Below are 17,122 nucleotides of genomic sequence, written 5' to 3' on the forward strand. Positions count from 1 at the left end.
CCGCCCGCATGACGGCAGACGGCATGCGCGGCGAGTGCCCCGGCAGATCGATTTTCGAGCGGGAGACCGGGAGTGCTTCATCAAATCATCGACCGCAGGCTGGCCGGCAAGAACAAGAGCATCGCCAACCGCGAACGCTTTCTGCGTCGCGTCAAGAACTACATTCGTCGTGCCGTGTCCGACGCGGTGCGCGACCGTAGCATCAAGGATATCCAGAGCACGCAAAGCATCACGATTCCGCGCAAGGACATCGCCGAGCCGAATTTCCGGCACGGGCCTGGCGGGCGTCGTGAATACGTGCACCCGGGCAACGAAGACTACGTGCGCGGTGACAAGATTCCGCGTCCGCAGGGCGGCTCGGGTGGCGGCGGCAGTCAGGCGAGCAACGAAGGCGAAGGGCAGGACGACTTCGTGTTCGAGTTGTCGCGCGACGAATTCATGCAGTATTTCTTCGACGATCTCGAACTGCCGCGCCTCGTGAAGACGCACCTGCTGACGGTGCCGAGCTGGAAGAACGTGCGCGCGGGCTGGTCGGCGGAAGGCACACCGAACAACATCGACGTCGTGCGCTCGCTGCGCAGCGCGCTCGGCCGGCGCATCGCGCTCGGCTCGCCGCTCGTCAACGAGTTGCGCGAGCTGGAAGCGCAGCTCGAGGCGATGAAGATCGATCCGGAAGACCGCCGCGCGGAAATCGCGACGCTCGAGGCCGAGATCCATCACCTGAAGGGGCGCATCTGGCGGATCCCGTTCATCGATCCGTTCGACCTGCGCTACATCAACCGCGTGAAGCAGCCGCAACCGTCGAGTCAGGCCGTGATGTTCTGCCTGATGGACGTGTCGGGCTCGATGGACGAGCAGCGCAAGGATCTCGCGAAGCGCTTCTTCATCCTCCTGTACCTGTTCCTGAAGCGCAATTACGAGCGCATCGAGGTCGTATTCATCCGTCACCACACGCGTGCCGAGGAGGTCGACGAGGACACCTTCTTCCATTCGACCGAAAGCGGCGGCACGGTCGTGTCGAGCGCGCTCGAGCTGATGCGCAAGGTGATGAACGAGCGCTACTCGCCGACCGAGTGGAACATCTACGGCGCGCAGGCGTCCGACGGCGACAACTGGACCGACGATTCGCCGAAGTGTCGCAAAATCCTGGAAGAGGATATCCTCACGAAGACGCGTTACTTCGCGTATATCCAGGTCGCACCCGAAGAGCAGAACCTGTGGCTGGAGTATGCGCAACTGGCGCTGTCGCAACCGCACCTCGCGATGAAAAAAGTCGAATCGGCTGCCGACATTTACCCGGTGTTTCGCGAATTGTTCGAAAAGCAGGTGGAAACGTCATGACGACCCGCCATCTGCACAACGAGTCGCGCGGCTACGCGCCGCGCCCTTCCGGCGACGACACGGCCGGCCCTGCCGCATCGCAGCAAAGCGGCCGGACCGAACCGGCGGCGCCGGCCGCCGACTTGCCCGGTGCCGGGCAGAAGGAAGCGCGTATGAACGTTGCCGAACGCAAGCCGCTGCCGTGCCCGTCCGACTGGACCTTTGAACTGCTCGAGGAATACGACACGCACATCTCGCAGGTCGCCGAGCAGTACGAGCTCGACATCTACCCGATCCAGCTCGAACTGATCAGCGCCGAGCAGATGATGGATGCTTATGCGTCGGTCGGGATGCCGGTCAACTATCGCCACTGGTCGTTCGGCAAGCACTTCCTCGCGACCGAGAAGAGCTATCGCCGCGGCCAGATGGGGCTTGCCTACGAGATCGTCATCAACTCGAATCCGTGCATCGCGTATCTGATGGAAGAGAACACGATGACGATGCAGGCGCTCGTCATCGCGCACGCGGCGTACGGGCACAACTCCTTCTTCAAGGGCAACTATCTGTTCCGGCTGTGGACCGACGCGCACGCGATCATCGACTATCTCGTGTACGCGAAGAACTACGTCGCCGAATGCGAGGAGCGCTACGGGCTCGACCGCGTCGAGGAACTGCTCGATTCGTGCCATGCGCTGATGAACTACGGCGTCGACCGCTACAAGCGGCCGCAGAAGCCGTCGCTGTCGAAGGAAGCCGCGCTGCGGCGCGAGCGCGAGGCGTATCTGCAGTCGCAGGTCAACGAGCTGTGGCGCACGCTGCCGGGCAAGAAGCCCGAGCAGATGGAGGAGCAGGAGGAGCGCTATCCGCCCGAGCCGCAGGAGAACCTGCTGTATTTCGCGGAGAAGAACGCGCCGCTGCTCGAGCCGTGGGAGCGCGAAGTGATCCGCATCGTGCGCAAGATCGGCCAGTATTTCTATCCGCAGCGGCAGACGCAGGTGATGAACGAAGGCTGGGCGACGTTCTGGCACTACACGCTGCTCAATACGCTGTACAACCAGGGCAAGCTGGAAGACGGCTTCATGATGGAGTTCCTGCATTCGCACAGCAACGTGGTCTATCAGCCGCCCGTCACGAAGCCGTACTACAGCGGGATCAACCCGTATGCGCTCGGCTTCTCGATGATGAGCGACATCCGGCGGATCTGCGAGGCGCCGACGGAAGAGGACTACAAGTGGTTTCCGGAGATCGCGGGCACACCGTGGCTGCCGGCGATGCACTACGCGATGCGCAACTTCAAGGACGAGAGCTTCATCGCGCAGTACCTGTCGCCGAACCTGATCCGCGAGATGCGGCTGTTCTCGGTGCTCGACGACGACATGCGCGATTCGCTCGAGGTATCGGCGATCCACGACGAGTCCGGCTACCAGTACGTGCGGCAGGCGTTGTCGCGGCAGTACGACATCCATCACCGCGAGCCGAATATCCAGGTGTGGGCGGTGAACACGCGCGGCGACCGCAGCCTCACGCTGCGCCACTTCATGACCGACAATCGCCATCTGTCGAACGACAGCGACGAAGTGCTCAAGCACATGGCGCGGCTCTGGCAGTTCGACGTGTTCCTGGAAAGCGTCGACGAGGCCGGCACCGTGCGCAAGCGCTACGAGTGCCGCTACGTGCCGCCGGAGGTGCGTGTCTGAGCATCGAGACCGGGAATAGTTTGCACGGGACGCCAGCCTCGCGGCTGGCGTTTTCATATGACGAACGCGTGGCGGGAGAAAATTTTTCTACATCCGGACGAACCCGGAAAGCTTGTTACTTTACATTTCGCTAAAATCCCGTAGCGCCGTGCGCCGGAACCGGTGCCACGTGCGACCGCTCGCGGCGGCCCCCAGCCGTCTCGCCCAGAAAGCATTAAAAGGAACAGACCAACCCATGGACGTCCAGACCGACCAAGCTGCGCTGTCCGCGCAAGACACCCGGCGGCGCGTATTCGCCATCGTCGGCGCCTCGTCGGGCAACCTCGTCGAGTGGTTCGACTTCTACATCTACTCGTTCTGCGCGCTGTACTTCGCACCGGCGTTCTTCCCGAGCGGCAACACGACGACGCAGCTGCTGAACACGGCCGGCGTGTTCGCGGCCGGCTTCCTGATGCGTCCGATCGGCGGCTGGCTGTTCGGCCGCATCGCCGACCGTCATGGCCGCCGCGCGGCGATGATGATCTCGGTGCTGATGATGTGCGGCGGCTCGCTCGTGATCGCAGTGCTGCCGACCTACGCGCAGATCGGCGCGCTCGCACCGGCGCTGCTGCTGGTCGCGCGTCTGTTCCAGGGCCTGTCGGTGGGCGGCGAATACGGGACGAGCGCGACCTACATGAGTGAGGTCGCGCTTAAAGGGCGGCGCGGCTTCTTCGCGTCGTTCCAGTACGTGACGCTGATCGGCGGCCAGCTGTGCGCGCTGCTGGTGCTGGTGATCCTGCAGCAGGCGCTGTCGAATGACGAACTGAAGGCGTGGGGCTGGCGCATTCCGTTCGTCTGCGGCGCGGCGGCCGCGCTGATCTCGCTGTACCTGCGCAAATCGCTCGACGAGACGTCGACGAGCGCATCGCGCGACAAGAAGGATGCGGGCACGATCCGCGGCGTGTGGCGTCACAAGGGCGCCTTCTTCACGGTGGTCGGCTTCACGGCCGGCGGCTCGCTGATCTTCTACACGTTCACCACGTACATGCAGAAGTACCTGGTGAACACGGCCGGCATGCACGCGAAGACGGCCAGCAACGTGATGACCGTCGCGCTGCTCGTCTACATGCTGATCCAGCCGGTGTTCGGCGCGCTGTCCGACAAGATCGGCCGCCGCACGTCGATGATCCTGTTCGGCGTGTTCGCGGTGATCGGCACGGTGCCGCTGATGCACGCACTGAAGACCGTGACGAGCCCGATGGCCGCGTTCGCGCTGATCACGATCGCGCTCGCGATCGTCAGCTTCTACACGTCGATCAGCGGCCTCATCAAGGCCGAGATGTTCCCGCCCGAAGTGCGCGCGATGGGCGTCGGCCTGTCGTATGCGGTCGCGAACGCGATCTTCGGCGGCTCGGCCGAGTATGTCGCGCTGTGGTTCAAGTCGAAGGGCAGCGAGGAAACCTTCTACTGGTACGTGACCGCGCTGTGCGCGATCTCGCTGCTCGTGTCGTGGCGGATGCGCGATCCGAGCAAGGTAGGGTATCTGCGTCACGAACCGTGATCGGCGGGGCAGCCTCGCGAAGCTGCCCGCATCGACCGGCAACGTGCAACGGGACGGCGCTCCGCCACACAGGCGGCGCGCCGTTTTTTCATGCGCGCCGGCTTCGCATGGACGCGTGCAAGCTCATCGCGGGACGCGCGATATCGATATCGGAATCGCTTCGTTGTTCGCCGCGGGCGGTGCTTTTATTCTGAACCCGTAGTTCGTGTGACACCTCCTTGACTGGGATTCGCGCCCGCTGCGTGCAGCGGGCGTCTTTTTTTCGAGGCGTTCCGCGGTGCCCGCCGTCCGCAAGCCTCATCACGAAAGCCGCAGAGCAAAGCACCATTTGTTGGTTCGGAATCGCCGCACGCGCTGATACGTTAGCGGCTTCGCGACGACACACAACGTCGCGATGTTCCTCGAACCGGCCGCCGCGCGATCCGCGGCGGCCTTCAAAACAAATCAGGTCGTGCTCATGAAAATCCACACTCTCGCTACGTGGCTCGTCGGGGCCGCACTCGTCACGGCCGGCACGGTCGCGCACGCGGACCGCCTCGACGACATCAGGAAGGCCGGCGTGCTGCGCGTCGCGACCTTCGACAGCAATCCGCCGTTCGGCTATGTCGACGGCAAGAGCCATCACATCGTCGGCCTCGACGTCGATTATGCGAAGGCCTTGGCCGACAAGCTCGGCGTGAAGCTGCAACTGCAGCCGACCAATCCTGCGAACCGCATCCCGTTCCTGACTTCCGGCAAGGTCGACCTGGTGCTCGCGAACTTCACGATCACCGACGAGCGCGCGAAGCAGGTCGACTTCAGCATCCCGTATTTCTCGTCGGGCCAGCAGTTTCTCGCGAAGAAGGGTGTGCTGAAATCGGCCGACCAGTTGAACAGCCTGCGCGTCGGCGCGGACAAGGGCACGACGAACGAAATCACGCTGCGCGAGAAATTCCCGAATGCGACGATCGTCGCGTACGACGACACGCCGTTCGCGTTCGCCGCGCTGCGCGCCGGCAACGTGCAGGCGATCACGCAGGACGGGCCGAAACTGATCGGCCTGCTCGCGAACGTGCCCGACAAGCAGAACTACGAGATCCCGGCGTTCACGATTTCGAACGACTACATGGGCGTCGGCGTACCGAAGGGCGAGACGCGCCTGCTCGGCTTCGTCAACGACACGCTGAAGGGCCTCGAGGCGAACGGCCGCGCGGGGCAGATCTACGACGCGTGGTTCGGGCCGACGACGAAGACGCCGCTCACGCGCATCTTCCGCATCGGCGACAAGACCTGAGTCCCACACCAGGTGCGCCGCGTTCCGCCGCCGGTCAAGCCGGTGCGCAGGGGCCGCGGCGCTTTCCGTTTCTTTTCGATCGCGCGCTTCGCGCCCGCACCACGGCATGCTCGGGTTGGCTCCCAAATATCTGTCCTGGCTCTGGCAGGGCTTCCTGCTGACGCTCGGCCTCGCGGCCGCGTCGGCGCTCGCCGCGACCGTCGGCGGGCTGCTGCTCGCCGTCATGCGGCATGCGCGCGGCGCCGTGCCGCGTACGCTGGCGGCCGGTTACGTCGTCGCGTTCCGCAACACGCCGCTGCTCGTGCAGTTGTTGTTCTGGTATTTCGGCGTCGCGTCGTTGCTGCCCGATACGTGGGTCGCGTGGCTGAACGCGCGCCATCAACTGAGCGCGGGCCCGTTCACGCTCGCGTGGCCGTCGTTCGAGTTCGTCGCGGGCTGGTTCGGGTTGAGCGCGTACACGGCCGCGTTCGTCGCCGAGGAATGCGAAGCCGGGCTGCGCGGCGTGCGCCGCGCGCAGCATGATGCGGCTGCGGCGCTCGGCCTCACGCCAATGCAGTCGCTGCGCTACGTCGTGCTGCCGCAGGCCGTGCGTATCGCGCTGCCGCCGTTGTTCGGCCAATACATGAATCTCGTGAAGAACTCCTCGCTCGCGATGGCGATCGGCGTCGCCGAGCTGTCCTATGCGTCGCGGCAGGTCGAGACCGAGACGTTCAAGACCTTCGCCGCGTTCGGTGTCGCGACCGTGCTGTACATCGCCGCGGTAGCCGCGATCGAGGCCGGCGCATACGCGGCCACGCAATGGCGCGACCGGCTCGGGGCGGGGCGCTGACGATGGACTTCTCGCTGCTGCTCGACAACCTGCCGTACCTGCTGGTCGGCGCGTTCCCGGACGGCGCGCTCGGCGGTGCCGCGCTGTCGCTCATGCTCGCGATCGCGTCGGCGCTCGCGTCCGCGGTGCTGGGCGTCGCGCTCGGCGTCGCGATGGCGCTCGCGCGCGGCCCGCTGCGCGTGCTGCTGCTCGCGTTCATCGCCTTCTTCCGCGCGATTCCGGTGCTGATGCTGATCTTCTGGACGTATTTCCTGATGCCGATGCTGCTGCATATGGACGTGCCGGGGCTCGCGACGGTCGTGTGCGCGCTGGCGCTGATCGGCGGTGCGTATCTCGCGCATGCAGTACATGCGGGCATCGTCGCGGCAGGCGACGGGCAGTGGCAGGCGGGGCTGTCGCTCGGGCTCACGCGCTGGCAGACCGTGCGCTACGTGCTGCTGCCCCAGGCGATCCGGATCATGACGCCGTCGTTCGTCAACCAGTGGGTCGCGCTCGTGAAGGACACGTCGCTCGCGTACATCGTCGGCGTGCCGGAACTGTCGTTCGTCGCGACGCAGGTGAACAACCGGCTGATGGTCTATCCGGCGCCGATCTTCCTGTTCGTCGCGGCGATCTATCTGGTGCTGTGCACGTCGCTCGACGGCGCGGCGCGCTGGCTGCTGTCGCGTCGCCCGCGTGCCGAGCGTGTCGCGCAGGCGGCGGCCGAGCGCACGGAACCCGCGCGGTGACGGCAGCCGTGTGCGATGCCTGAGGCGCATTGGCCGCGATGAAGATCGATCGCTTGCGGCGATCCGCTGCGGGCCGCGTCGCCGCTGCTCGAGCGGCGACGGGCGTGATGAGGCTCGGGGTGCTTCGATGCGTCGGCGTCAGGACGCGCTGTAGTGCGTATCGAAGACCGCGCGCAGCGTCGACGGACCGGTCGCGAAGTCGCCCCACAGCGGGCCGTCGGTCTGCGCGAATGCGAACGGCGTCGTACTGATCGACGCGAGGCGGAAGCGCCATTGCGCCGCTTCCTGGCGGAACGCCGTGAGCTGCATGTCGGACAGCCCGGTCTGCGCGCTCGCGAGCGTGACGAGCGGATCGACCGGATCGTTCGCGACGCGCACTTCGAAGTGCAGGTGCGGGCCGGTGGCCGCGCCGGTCATCCCGACCGAGCCGATGCGCTGGCCCTGCTTCACGGTTTCGCCGGTCTTCAGCCCGCGCGCGAACGCGGACAAGTGTGCGTAGTAGGTCGAATAACCGTCCGCGTGATCGACGATCACGTAGTGGCCGTAGCCGCCCGGATCGGTGCCGACGAACGACACGACGCCATCGGCCGCCGCATTGACCGGCGTGCCGGACGGCGCGGCGAGGTCGACGCCGGTATGGAACGCCATCGCCTGCGACAGCGGGTGGATGCGTTCGCCGAAGAAGGAGCTGATGCGCGTCCACTTGACGGGCATCGTGAACGCGGCCGCCTCAAGCGGTGCGCCGTCGAGCGTGTAGTACGCGCCGTGGTCGGCGCCCGGCGCGCGGAACCAGATCGCGCCGAACGTGCGGCCCGCGACGCGCAGCTCGAGCGCGGTGAGGTGCGGCGTGCCGTTGTTGGTGTCGTACGCGAGGCGGTAGTAGTCGCCGCGCTGGGCGCCGGCGCGCATCGCGACCTTGCCGGTGACGAGATCGCCGAGCTGGATGCGTACCTCGGGCGGTACGTCGAGACGGTTCAGCGTATCGGACAGCGTGAGTTCGATGTCGCCCGCGCGCATCCCGTGCTGCTGTTCGGGCGGCGCCAACTGGAACAGGCTCGTATAGCCGAGCATGTCGTTGCGGTGCGCGCTGAGCGGCGCGAACAGGCCCGGCTGCAGGCTGCGCTCCCCGCGTTCATTGAGTTCGTCGCGCACGCCGATCGAGCGCGCGAGTTCGCTCGTCACGAAATGCTGCGCGGTGGGAAACGGCGTGTCGGACAGCACGCGCTGCGGCAGCGCGGCCGTGCCCGAATCGACGGCCCCGGGCAGTTGCGAGACGGCCGGCAGCGCGGCGGCGAGGCCAAAGGCGGCGAGGGCGCCGAGGACGGCGGCCGGCACGAGCGCGCGCACGAGGCGCTGCGCGCGGCCGGGCGCGAAAGCATCAGGGGTTGCGGCAGGCTTGACCAAGGGTGTCCACATCCAGGAAAGCGGTTCAAAGAGGTGTGGGCGGGAGCCATCGGCAGCATGTCCGCCGGGTGGCGACGGGGCAGGCGACGGGCGTGCAACAAAACAGGCCCCGCCGGGGGCCTGTGTCGTTTCCGTTCGACCCAACTCGCGGGCAGGCCCGCTTCGAACGGCGGCGTGAACTTTCCGGGTCGCACCCGGATTACCACGAAGACGCTAAAGAAAGATGACAGCGTCAGTCTACCGATGTTCCGCGAAACGTTAAAAATTTTAAAGAGGGTCAGCTAATTCGTTTCGCACTGCGGTAAATCGGGTTAAATCAGCATTTATTGCGCGGCTTTTCGTCAGGCAGGCAATTTTTGCGCACGCACGCGTAGCGCGCTGGACGTTCTGACCGCGTCGAAGCCGGCGTCGAGCATCGCTTCCGCGTCGTTCCACACATTGCCGCGCAACCGGTTGGTCCAGATCATCGACGCGAACACGCCTTCGAGCAGCGACACGAGATAGACGGCCGCGAGATGCACGTCGAGATCGGCGGCGAGTTCGCCGGCCGCGATCGCGCGGCGCAGCAGCGCCTTGGTGATGCGCAGTATCTGCAGCTCGAGCAGCATGCGGCGCCGTTGCAGCGCGCCGTTCTCCTCGCTCTGTTCGCACTTCGTATAGAGGATCACGAGCACGCGCTGCATCGAGCCCGGCTCGCCGCATCGCTGCAGGTAGTGCGACGCCGCGCGGCGCAGCGTGGCGAACGCGGGCAGGCTGTCGACCGCGTCGAAACCTTCCGACGTGCGTGCGAACGCGCGGTCGCACATCGCGAGACACACTTCCATCTTGTTGCGGTAGTGGCCGTACACGGCGCCCCGCGACATCCCGGCGGCCTCGGCGAGGTCCGCCATCGCGGTTTGCGCGACGCCTTTCTCGAGCAGGACGAGCTCGGCGGCGTCGAGGATCCGGTGCTTGATGGCGAGCGATTCTTCCCGGGTCTTGCGGGCCATGGCGTGAATTTCCTTACAGTTCGCTGTCGCTTAATTGACACAGTGACGCGGTTCGATTGCAACCACATGTATTTAATCAGTCGTGACTGATTATAATCGGCCACCCTGAGCCGCCGCATTGTATCGGCGGCGAACGATCCGAGGTCATACATGAACAACAAACGCTCCCTGGGGCGCCGCCTTCGGCTGGCGCCGTTCGCGCTTGCAGCCATGCTGCTCGTGACCGGATGCGGAAAGGGCGAACAGGACAAGGCGCCGGAGGCCATTCAGCACGCGACGGTCGTCACGGTGCGTCCGACGGCCGTGCCGATGACCGTCGAATTGCCCGGCCGGCTCGACGCGTATCGGCAAGCGCAAGTGCGCGCGCGGGTCGCCGGCATCGTCACCGCGCGGACTTACGAAGAAGGGCAGGAAGTGAAGCAGGGCGTGGTGCTGTTCCGCATCGACCCGGCACCGCTGAAGGCCGCACGCGACGCCGCACAGGGTGCGCTCGCGAAGGCGCAGGCCGCCGCGCTCGCGGCGAGCGACAAGCGCCGCCGTTACGACGACCTGGTGCGCGACCACGCGGTCAGCGAGCGCGATCACACGGAGGCCGTTGCCGACGACGCGCAGGCGAAAGCCGCCGTCGCCTCGGCGAAGGCCGAACTCGCCCGCGCGCAACTGCAGCTCGACTATGCAACCGTCACCGCGCCGATTTCGGGCCGCGCGCGGCGCGCGCTCGTGACCGAAGGCGCGCTCGTCGGCCAGGACCAGGCGACGCCGCTCACGACCGTCGAGCAGCTCGATCCGATCTACGTGAATTTCTCGCAGCCGGCGGCCGACGTCGATGCGTTGCGCCGCGCGGTGAAGAGCGGTCGCGCGACGGGCATCGCGCAGCACGACGTCACGGTGACGCTGTTGCGTGCCGACGGCACCGCGTATCCGCTGAAGGGCAGGCTGCTGTTCAGCGATCTCGCGGTCGACCCGACCACCGATACCGTCGAGATGCGCGCGCTGTTCCCGAATCCCGAACGCGAACTGCTGCCGGGCGCGTACGTTCGGATCGCGCTCGACGCGGCCGTCGACCAGCGCGCGATCCTCGTGCCGCGCGATGCGCTGCTGCGCACCGCCGACCGCACGTCGGTGCGCGTGGTCGGCGCGAACGGCAAGGTGAAGGACGTCGAGGTCGTCGCCGACCGGATGAGCGGACGCGACTGGCGCATCACGCGCGGCCTCGCGGGCGGCGAGCGCGTGATCGTCGACAACGCCGCGCAGTTCGCCCCCGATACCGCCGTCAAGCCCGTCGAGCAGGCAACGCCGACGAAGGCTGCGTCACAGGCGGCCGCCCGTCAAACCTGACCGGTTTACCGAGACCAACATGGCACGTTTCTTCATCGATCGCCCCGTCTTCGCGTGGGTGATCGCACTCTTCATCATGCTCGGCGGCGCGTTCGCGATACGCGCGCTGCCCGTCGCGCAGTACCCGGACATCGCGCCACCCGTCGTCAGCATCTATGCGACGTACCCGGGCGCGTCCGCGCAGGTCGTCGAGGAATCGGTGACCGCGCTGATCGAGCGCGAGATGAACGGCGCGCCGGGGTTGCTGTATACGTCCGCGACGAGCAGCGCCGGCGCGGCGTCGCTGTACCTGACGTTCAAGCAGGGCGTCAACGCCGATCTCGCGGCCGTCGAGGTGCAGAACCGGCTGAAGACCGTCGAGGCGCGGCTGCCCGAACCCGTGCGGCGTGACGGCATCCAGGTCGAGAAGGCCGCTGACAACATCCAGCTCGTCGTGTCGCTGACGTCGGACGACGGCCGGATGACCGACGTGCAGCTCGGCGAATACGCGTCGGCGAACGTCGTGCAGGCGCTGCGCCGCGTCGACGGCGTCGGCCGCGTGCAGTTCTGGGGCGCCGAATATGCGATGCGGATCTGGCCCGATCCGGTGAAGATGGCCGGCCACGGCCTCACCGCGTCGGATATCTCGTCGGCCGTGCGCGCGCACAACGCGCGCGTGACGATCGGCGACATCGGCCGCGGCGCGGTGCCGGACACCGCGCCGATCGCGGCGACGGTGTTCGCCGACGCGCCGCTGAAGACGCCGGCCGACTTCGGCGCGATCGCGCTGCGCACGCAGCCGGACGGCTCGGCGCTCTACCTGCGCGATGTCGCGCGCATCGAGTTCGGCGGCAACGACTACAACTATCCGTCGTACGTGAACGGCAAGACCGCGACTGGGATGGGCATCAAGCTCGCGCCGGGCTCGAACGCGGTGGCAACCGAGAAGCGCGTGCGCGCGACGATGGACGCGCTGTCCGCGTACTTCCCGCCGGGCGTGAAATACCAGATCCCGTACGAGACGTCGTCGTTCGTGCGCGTGTCGATGAACAAGGTCGTCACGACGCTGATCGAGGCCGGCGTGCTGGTGTTCCTCGTGATGTTCCTGTTCATGCAGAACCTGCGCGCGACGCTGATCCCGACGCTGGTCGTGCCGGTCGCGCTCGCGGGCACGTTCGGCGTGATGTACGCGGCCGGTTTCTCGATCAACGTGCTGACGATGTTCGGGATGGTGCTCGCGATCGGCATCCTTGTCGACGATGCGATCGTCGTCGTCGAGAACGTCGAGCGGCTGATGGTCGAGGAGGGGCTCGGGCCGTACGACGCGACCGTCAAGGCGATGACGCAGATCAGCGGCGCGATCGTCGGCATCACGGTCGTGCTGACGTCGGTGTTCGTGCCGATGGCGTTCTTCGGCGGCGCGGTGGGCAACATCTACCGGCAGTTCGCGCTCGCGCTCGCGGTGTCGATCGGCTTCTCGGCGTTTCTCGCGCTGTCGCTGACGCCCGCGCTGTGCGCGACGCTGCTCAAGCCGGTGTCCGGCGACCATCACGAGAAGCGCGGCTTCTTCGGCTGGTTCAACCGCTTCGTCGCGCGTGCGACGCAGCGCTATGCGACGCGCGTCGGCGCGATGCTGAAGAAGCCGGTGCGCTGGCTCGTCGTGTACGGCGCGCTGACCGCGGCGGCCGCGCTGATGCTCACGCAACTGCCGACCGCGTTCCTGCCCGACGAGGACCAGGGCAACTTCATGGTGATGGTGATCCGGCCGCAGGGCACGCCGCTTGCGGAAACGATGCAGAGCGTGCGCGAGGTCGAGTCGTATATCCGCAACGACGAGCCGGCAGCGTATACGTTCGCGCTCGGCGGCTTCAACCTGTACGGCGAAGGGCCGAACGGCGGGATGATCTTCGTCACGCTGAAGAACTGGAAGGAACGCAAGGCCGCGCGCGATCACGTGCAGGCGATCGTCGCGCGCATCAACGAGCGCTTCGCGGGTGCGGCGAACACCACGGTGTTCGCGATGAACTCGCCGGCGCTGCCCGATCTTGGTTCGACGAGCGGCTTCGACTTCCGGCTGCAGAATCGCAGCGGGCTCGACTACGCGGCGTTCAGTGCGGCACGCGAGCAACTGCTCGCGGCGGGCGGCAAGGATCCGGCGCTCACCGACCTGATGTTCGCCGGCACGCAGGATGCGCCGCAGCTCAAACTCGACATCGATCGCGCGAAGGCGTCGGCGCTCGGCGTGTCGATGGACGAGATCAACACGACGCTCGCGGTGATGTTCGGCTCCGACTACATCGGCGACTTCATGCACGGCACGCAGGTGCGCCGCGTGATCGTGCAGGCCGACGGGCTGCGCCGGCTCGATCCGGACGACGTGAAGAAGCTGCGCGTGCGCAACGCGCGCGGCGAGATGGTGCCGCTCGCGGCGTTCGCGACGCTGCACTGGACGCTCGGGCCGCCGCAGCTCACGCGCTACAACGGTTATCCGTCGTTCACGATCAACGGCTCGGCCGCGGCCGGCCACAGCAGCGGCGAGGCGATGGCCGCGATCGAGCGGCTCGCCGAGAAGCTGCCGGCCGGCATCGGCCACGCGTGGTCGGGGCAGTCGTTCGAGGAGCGGCTGTCGGGCGCGCAGGCGCCGATGCTGTTCGCGCTGTCGGTGCTCGTCGTGTTCCTCGCGCTCGCGGCGCTGTACGAGAGCTGGTCGATCCCGTTCGCGGTGATGCTGGTCGTGCCGCTCGGCCTGATCGGCGCGGTGCTCGGCGTCACGCTACGCGCGATGCCGAACGACATCTATTTCAAGGTGGGGCTGATCGCGACGATCGGTTTGTCCGCGAAGAACGCGATCCTGATCGTCGAAGTCGCGAAGGATCTCGTCGCGCAGCGCATGTCGCTCGTCGACGCCGCGCTCGAGGCCGCGCGCCTGCGGCTGCGGCCGATCGTGATGACGTCGCTGGCGTTCGGCGTCGGCGTGCTGCCGCTCGCGTTCGCATCGGGCGCCGCGTCCGGCGCGCAGATGGCGATCGGCACCGGCGTGCTCGGCGGCGTGATTACGGCGACGGTGCTCGCGGTGTTTCTCGTCCCGCTGTTTTTCGTGAGCGTCGGCCGCCTGTTCGACGTCGGCCCGCGCCGGCGCGGTGGATCGCAGCCGGCGACGATGGAGGGTTCGCAATGACGTTTTCCCTGAAGGCGTGCGCGACGCCGCGCGCTCGGGCCGCGCTGGCCGCCACCCTCGCGTTCGCGCTCGCCGGATGCTCGCTCGCACCGCGCTACGAGCGGCCGCCAGCGCCGGTGCCGGCCAGCTACACGCCGGTCGATGGCGACACGCAGCCGGCGGTCGAATCGGCTGCATCCGCCGATGCCGCGCTGCTCGACGACTGGCGCGCGTATTTCACCTATCCGGCGTTGCAGGCGTGGATCGATGCCGCGCTCGCGAACAATCGCGACCTGCGGATCGCGGCCGGCCGGCTCGACGAAGCGCGCGCGCTGTACGGCGTGCAGCGCGCGGACCTGATGCCGTCGGTCGACGCGAACCTCGGCTACGAACGCACGCGCCAGTACGACCCGGTCGTGCGCGAGAGCGCGGTGAGCGGGCTGTATCGCGCGGGCGTCGGCGTCAGCGCGTACGAGCTCGACCTGTTCGGCCGCGTGCGCAACCTGTCCGATGCGGCGCTCGCCGAGTATTTCGCGACGGCCGACGCGCAGCGCACGGTGCGCATCGGCGTGATTGCCGAAGTCGCCGGCGCGTATGTTTCGGAACGGTCGTTGCGCGAGCAACTGGCGCTGGCGCAGCGCACGCTCGACGCGCGCGAGCGCATCGCCGCGCTCACGCAGCGCCGCTACGCGGCCGGCACGAGCGACGCGATCGAGTTGCGTTCGGCCGAGATGCTGGTCGCGTCCGCGCGTGCGTCGCAGGCCGCGCTGCAGCGCGAACACGCGCAGTCGGTGCGCGCGCTGCAATTGCTCGCCGGCGATTTTGCACGCACCGTGACGGCGGACGGCACCGCGTTCGACACGCTCGCGATCGCGCCGGTGGCGCCCGGCGCGCCGAGCGCGCTGCTCGAACGGCGGCCGGACATCCGGCAGGCCGAGTCGCGGCTCAAGGCCGCGAACGCGCAGATCGGCGCCGCGCGCGCGGCGTTCTTCCCGCGCATCGCGCTGACGACCGACTACGGTTCGGTCAGCGATGCGTTCTCGAGCCTGTTCGCGGGCGGCACGAGCGTGTGGACGTTCGCGCCGCGCATCACGCTGCCGATCTTCGCGGGCGGCCGCAATCGCGCGAATCTCGACGTCGCGAACGCACGCAAGCACATCGCGGTCGCGGAATACGAGAAGACCGTGCAGACCGCATTCCGCGAAGTGGCCGACGCGTTCGCCGCGCGCGACTGGATCGATCGCCAGCTCGCGGCGCAGCAGGACGTCTACGCGGCCGACGGCGCGCGGCTGAAACTCGCGGAGCGCCGCTATGCGGGTGGCGTCGCGACGTATCTCGAACTGCTCGACGCGCAGCGCAGCACGTACGAGTCCGGGCATGAGCTGATCCGGCTCAAGGCGCTGCGGCTCGCGAATGCGATTGCGCTGTATCGCGCGCTGGGCGGCGGGTGGGCGCCGGCCACCGCTGGCGACACTGCCGCGTGATGTCTTGACCGGGACCGGGCAGGTGGCGGCGGCGCATTGCGATGCGTCGCCGCTGCCCCGGTCGGTGTTGCTGCTGTCGGGTGACCGGCCGCGATCGACGATACGTGCATGCGCGCTTCGTCGGTCCTGTTTTTCCTCCACGCAGTCGGGTTGAAGGGCCGCCTTCCACTCGACTCGCATTCCGGCGACCGATCGCGTCGCCGCCGGCCTCCGATCGTGCCGGATTTCCTCCTGTTTCAACGCCATCCAGTGCTGCGAATGTCGTCCCGGCGCACGGCTTTATGCGGCCGTTTTAATTCCGGGTTGACGATTCGATTAATTCACGTATTGCGAATAATCAGGGGCGACAAAGTGTCGCGGTAAAACGTTTATGCGGATTTGGCAATCGTTTGCGCGAAAGTTTCGCATCGTTGAATATCGCCCATTAATTTCCTGCCAGTTGAAAATCGGCGAATGGTTTCGTTGCGGTCAGGCAACGATGGCGGGATCGGACAGAATTTTGTCAGTTCACATCCGGTATCCGGAAAGTCCTTGTCCAGTAAAGAGATGCCTGGATATTTCAACCCATAAAAGGAATTGTCTTTAATTTTCAGTTGGTTCCTGAAAATAGAAAAGGACTGCGGATGAAAATTCGGAGATTCAGAATCGACGGGAAGGAGTGGGTTTTAAATGGCGTAAAACAAAGATTGTCATTGGGATTTGACAATGATTTACATAATTCTTTCATTCTTATCTCGATAATGCCGCCTCGTGACGGACGGGAGCCAACCACACGCTGCCTTTTGTATCCGCCACGTCGTCCATTCCCTTTGCAATCCTCTTGGAAAACGTCATGAAAAAAACCCTCCTGAGCGCGGTCGCACTCGCAGCCCTGTCCACCTCGGCCTTCGCAGCGGGCACCGGCACGATCAACTTCACGGGTGAGATCGTCGCGGGCGCATGCGGCATCGATTCGAACTCCGTCAACCAGACCGTGCAGCTCGGCAAGGTGCCCACCAACAAGTTCAAGCAAGCCGGCGACAAGTCGGACGCGGTGTCGTTCGACATCAAGCTGACGGACTGCGACACCAGCGTCGCGCAGAACGCGTACTTCACGTTCACCGGCACGTCGAGCACGGGCCAGCCGAAGCTGATCGCCACGATCGGTTCGGCAACCAACGTCGGCATCCGCCTGCAGGCCGCGTCGGGCGAATACCTCGACAACGGCGCCGAACAGAAGGCGCCGACCCTGCTGCAGAACGGCACCAACACCGCACGCTTCGCGGCAATGTACGAAGCCACGGCCGCCGGCGTGACGCCGGGTACGGCCGACGGCGTCGCGAACTTCACGGTCAGCTACCAGTAAGCGGCCGTACCGGAGAAGGGGTGTCCACACCCTTTCTCC

The 17,122-nt window shown here is 66.4% G+C and carries 12 protein-coding genes; 10 read left to right on the forward strand and 2 right to left on the reverse strand.

The annotated features are described in order from the left end of the window. Nucleotides 1-72 precede the first annotated feature (72 nt). From WS75_RS22560 to WS75_RS22585, 6 genes are all read left to right on the forward strand, one after another. A complete protein-coding gene (locus WS75_RS22560; RefSeq protein WP_059683302.1) occupies nucleotides 73-1,341 on the forward strand; it encodes a YeaH/YhbH family protein in 1,269 nt (422 codons plus the stop codon). Continuing rightward, nucleotides 1,338-3,017, forward strand: coding sequence for a SpoVR family protein (locus WS75_RS22565; RefSeq protein ID WP_059683304.1), 1,680 nt, complete (start codon nucleotides 1,338-1,340; stop codon nucleotides 3,015-3,017). Before WS75_RS22560 ends, WS75_RS22565 begins: the two co-directional genes overlap by 4 nt. A 235-nt stretch (nucleotides 3,018-3,252) precedes the next feature. After that, a complete protein-coding gene (locus WS75_RS22570) occupies nucleotides 3,253-4,557 on the forward strand; it encodes an MFS family transporter (RefSeq protein WP_059683307.1) in 1,305 nt (434 codons plus the stop codon). A 457-nt stretch (nucleotides 4,558-5,014) separates the two neighbouring features. After that, nucleotides 5,015-5,830, forward strand: coding sequence for an ABC transporter substrate-binding protein (locus WS75_RS22575; RefSeq protein WP_059683710.1), 816 nt, complete (start codon nucleotides 5,015-5,017; stop codon nucleotides 5,828-5,830). Between the two features lie 106 nt (nucleotides 5,831-5,936). Continuing rightward, nucleotides 5,937-6,659, forward strand: coding sequence for an amino acid ABC transporter permease (locus WS75_RS22580; RefSeq protein ID WP_059683310.1), 723 nt, complete (start codon nucleotides 5,937-5,939; stop codon nucleotides 6,657-6,659). Between the two features lie 2 nt (nucleotides 6,660-6,661). Further along, on the forward strand, nucleotides 6,662-7,387 hold the full coding sequence (locus tag WS75_RS22585; RefSeq protein WP_059683712.1) for an amino acid ABC transporter permease: 726 nt from the start codon (nucleotides 6,662-6,664) through the stop codon (nucleotides 7,385-7,387). 138 nt (nucleotides 7,388-7,525) lie between these two features. Here the strand turns inward: WS75_RS22585 and WS75_RS22590 are convergent, their stop codons facing one another. Together WS75_RS22590 and WS75_RS22595 are read right to left on the reverse strand one after the other, a co-directional pair. Then, complete coding sequence (locus WS75_RS22590; RefSeq protein WP_059683312.1) at nucleotides 7,526-8,791, reverse strand: M23 family metallopeptidase; 1,266 nt, start codon at nucleotides 8,789-8,791, stop codon at nucleotides 7,526-7,528. A 341-nt stretch (nucleotides 8,792-9,132) separates the two neighbouring features. After that, the gene (locus WS75_RS22595; protein WP_059683314.1) at nucleotides 9,133-9,780 is read right to left on the reverse strand and encodes a TetR family transcriptional regulator; all 648 of its coding nucleotides are present in this window, start codon (nucleotides 9,778-9,780) and stop codon (nucleotides 9,133-9,135) included. A gap of 150 nt (nucleotides 9,781-9,930) precedes the next feature. On the opposite strand from WS75_RS22595, the gene WS75_RS22600 reads away from it, so the two are divergent. The 4 genes from WS75_RS22600 to WS75_RS22615 all read left to right on the forward strand — a co-directional run bounded on the left by WS75_RS22600 (nucleotide 9,931) and on the right by WS75_RS22615 (nucleotide 17,083). Continuing rightward, nucleotides 9,931-11,118 (forward strand): MexX/AxyX family multidrug efflux RND transporter periplasmic adaptor subunit, encoded by a 1,188-nt coding sequence (locus tag WS75_RS22600; protein ID WP_059683315.1) that lies wholly within the window; start codon nucleotides 9,931-9,933, stop codon nucleotides 11,116-11,118. A 19-nt stretch (nucleotides 11,119-11,137) separates the two neighbouring features. Next, on the forward strand, nucleotides 11,138-14,275 hold the full coding sequence (locus tag WS75_RS22605; protein WP_059683317.1) for a multidrug efflux RND transporter permease subunit: 3,138 nt from the start codon (nucleotides 11,138-11,140) through the stop codon (nucleotides 14,273-14,275). Beyond that, nucleotides 14,272-15,738, forward strand: coding sequence for an efflux transporter outer membrane subunit (locus WS75_RS22610; RefSeq protein ID WP_059683319.1), 1,467 nt, complete (start codon nucleotides 14,272-14,274; stop codon nucleotides 15,736-15,738). The genes WS75_RS22605 and WS75_RS22610 overlap by 4 nt, the downstream gene beginning before the upstream one ends. An 832-nt stretch (nucleotides 15,739-16,570) precedes the next feature. Then, nucleotides 16,571-17,083 (forward strand): fimbrial protein, encoded by a 513-nt coding sequence (locus tag WS75_RS22615; RefSeq protein WP_059683715.1) that lies wholly within the window; start codon nucleotides 16,571-16,573, stop codon nucleotides 17,081-17,083. Nucleotides 17,084-17,122: the final 39 nt, after the last annotated feature.

The organism is Burkholderia sp. FL-7-2-10-S1-D7 (assembly GCF_001524185.1).
Lineage (GTDB): Bacteria > Pseudomonadota > Gammaproteobacteria > Burkholderiales > Burkholderiaceae > Burkholderia > Burkholderia diffusa.